This is a genomic window from Streptomyces sp. 796.1, from assembly GCF_047525675.1.
In the GTDB taxonomy this organism is placed as follows: domain Bacteria; phylum Actinomycetota; class Actinomycetes; order Streptomycetales; family Streptomycetaceae; genus Streptomyces.
In genome coordinates this window covers 1-3,010 of sequence record NZ_JBLIWA010000095.1, presented here as the reverse complement: position 1 = coordinate 3,010, position 3,010 = coordinate 1, and the positions used below count along the sequence as shown (strand labels likewise).

Below are 3,010 nucleotides of genomic sequence, written 5' to 3'. Positions count from 1 at the left end.
GGCCAGCGCGAGCCCGCGGCGCGCGGCGCGGGCGAAGCCGTGCGCCACCAGCAGCCGGGCGGTGTGGAGCAGCAGCCCGAAGGCGCCGGCGGCGAGCGCGGCGGCGGCCCCGAAGCCGGGCCGCGGCAGGGCGTAGCGGGCCGCGCCGAGCAGCACGCCGAGTGCGAGGGCGAACAGCAGTGACGTGCTCAGGAACGCGCCCCGCGCGCCGGCCGCGAAGGAGGCGAGGTCCCGGCTCGCCGCCAGCCGCGACCGGATCAGCGCCGTGCACCGTCGCGCACACCACACGGCCGGCGGCACCGCCGCGACCAGCACCACCACCCCGATCCCGCCGGGCGTGGCCGCGCGGCCCAACTCGGGCAGGGCCGCGCGCAGCGCACCGGGGCGCGGCTGCCCCAGGTACGGCGCCGCACCACCGATCCAGCCGGCACCGGTGCCACCCGCCCGCAGGTACTCCAACAGCCAACCGCCCAGCACGAGTTGCCCGAGCAGCCAGCAGCGCCACACCCAGGCCGCCCGTCCCGCGCGGGGGACCGCGCCCGGACCGGGCGCCGGGTCGGGCCGGCGGCGCAGGCACCAGAACGCGGTCACGCCGACCAGGACGGCACCGCCCGCCCCCACTCCGCACCGCGCCGCGAGGGGGGCGGCCCCGGCCCGGTCCAGTACGGCGAGCGTGAGCAGATACAGCAGGCCGGGGACCAACTGCGCCGCCAGCGCCGCCAGGGACTTCAGAGGCGCCAGGGGCCGCCGGACCCGCGCCCCTCGCCGGCGCGCCCCGAATCCGACACCACGACGCCGCCGAGGGGTTTCCGGTGACCCAACTCCCTTACGAGGAACGCCCGTTACGCCTGCGCCCCAGCCGGCGCCTTCCTGCGCCCCCGAAGCCTCCGCGGGGAATGCCGCGGCCCGCACACCGTGCACCGCGGGCGCCACGCCGGCCCGGCCGAGGCCATCACCGGCGCGCCCTCCGCCGGCGGGAGCGGCGGGAGCGGCGGGAGCGGCGGGAGCGGCGGGAGCGGCGGGAGCGGCGGGAGCGGCGGGGCGAGGTTGGCGCCGGCCGGCCCCTCCAGTGCCACTGCCCCCACCAGCCCCACCAGCCCTGTCGGCACCGCCGACCCCATCGCCCTCGCCGGCGCCGCCGGGCCAGCCCCTCCCACCGGCCGCGTACCGGTCCGCGCCGGACGGCGATCCGGCCCCGGGCCGCGCTTCGGACCGGGGCGCCCTCGCGTACAACTCCTCGGCCAGCGCGAAAACATCGCGGTGCCGATAGCGCGCAGCGGCGCGGTCACCGATGCCGCACGCCTCAAGCCCGGCGGCGATCTCCAGCGGGTCAACGGCCCGCCGGCAGAGCTCGCGGTGCTGGTGCAGCAACTCCCTTACCGGGTCGACGAACCGGCCCGGCCAGGCACCCCCCGCCCGCTCCCCCACCGAACGCTCCGCCCGCCCGCCGATCGCAGCGAACCGCAGGGTGCCCGCATCCACCTCCGACGCCCGCTCCGGACGTACGTCAACTGGCTTTTGAATTCCGGGAGTTGCTGGCGTTTCGGGCGTCGCGGGCGGCAAGGGTTCCACAACGGGGTCAGGACCGTGAGCCGCTTCCCGACGCGCCGGGTAGGGGTGGGCAGGGGTGGGGGGAGGCGTGGAGGGGCCACCTAGTTCGGCGGTCGCGTGGTGCGGGCCCTCCCCCGGTTCGGTGGCGGGCGGAGCACCTGCCCCGCGCGCGGGGGTGGGTGTGGTGTCGGGCGTCGTCATGCGCCGTCCCCCGTCCGTCCGCCGGGCCCGGCCCACGCCACCGCGGCCACCTCGATGCGCGCCTCGTCCCCGGCCGCCGGCGTCCGAGCGGAAGCCGCCGCCGCACCCGCCACCAGCGCGGGACCACCGGCCTGCGCGAGCGCGTCGGTCTGCGCGAGTCCACCGGTCTGCGAGGCGCCATCGGTGCGCGGAGGGCCACCGGCTCGCGAGGGCCCACCGGCCTGCGCCAGCGCGCCGGCCCGCGAGGGCTCACCCGTGTGCGAGGACCCGTCCAGGTGCGCCAGCACGTCCGGCTGCGGGGTGCCGGCAGCCGCCGGCGCCTGCTCGGGCTCCGTACGGGCCCAACGGGGCAGCGGGCGGCCCGGCGCGGGGCGGGCGGCGCGGGGGGCCGTCCAGCGGCCCGGGACGTGTGCCTCGGCCGGGTGGGCGAAGGGCGCCGGAGCGCCGGCCGCGCCCCGTACGGCCTCCGGTTGGGCCACCGGCGCGTGCGACATGAGCTCCAGGTAGATGCTGCGGAACGTGCCGGCGTTCTGCTCGACGGTGAAGAGTTCCAGCGCCCGGGCACGGGCGGCGGCGCCGAGCCTGGCGCGCCGGTCCGGGTCGCGGAGCAGCGTGAGACAGGCCGCGGCGAGGGCCTGCGGGTTGCGCGGTGGCACCAGCAGCCCGGTGCCGCCGATCACCTCGCCGGTCGCGCCGACGTCCGTGGAGACCGTGGCCCGACCGCAGAACATCGCCTCCACCAGACCGGCCGGAAAGCCGTCGACCACGCTCGACCGCACGACCACGCCACCGGTGGCGTACGCGGCGGCGAGGTGCGGCGCGTCCGGGCCGCCCAGCGCCTCGAAGGAGACCGGGTTACGGCCGGTGGCGTGGGCGTGCGGCGCCTCGTCGGGGAAGAGCTGGGCGGCGAGCAACACGCACTGCGCGCGGTAGTCCACCCTCCCGAACACACCGCCCCCGAACCCGCCACCGACCACACCGCCCACGTCCATCCGGCCCCACGCACCGCCCGCGCACGCGCACGTACCGCCCCCGCTCCACGCACCGCAAGCACCCGCACCGCCGACCCCGCCGCCGCACGCACCACCGACCGCACCACCACCCGCGACCGCACCGCCGCACGCGCAACCCGCGCCCCACGGCCCCGGCCCGGCGGGTGTCGCCCGGCCGCCGTCCCCCCACGCCCCGCCCGACACACCCGCAGGCCCGGCCGCGGGGCAGCCCGCCCCGTACGGCCCGGGGCCGCCCGCCCCGGGCC

2 pseudogenes are annotated in these 3,010 nt (G+C 79.3%); both read right to left on the bottom strand.

The features are described from left to right. Positions 1 to 702: pseudogene (locus ACMA1D_RS31835) on the bottom strand (hypothetical protein); the annotation flags it as partial. A 1,346-nt stretch (positions 703 to 2,048) separates the two neighbouring features. Next, positions 2,049 to 2,684, bottom strand: a pseudogene (locus ACMA1D_RS31830) (glycosyltransferase); the annotation flags it as partial. Positions 2,685 to 3,010: the final 326 nt, after the last annotated feature.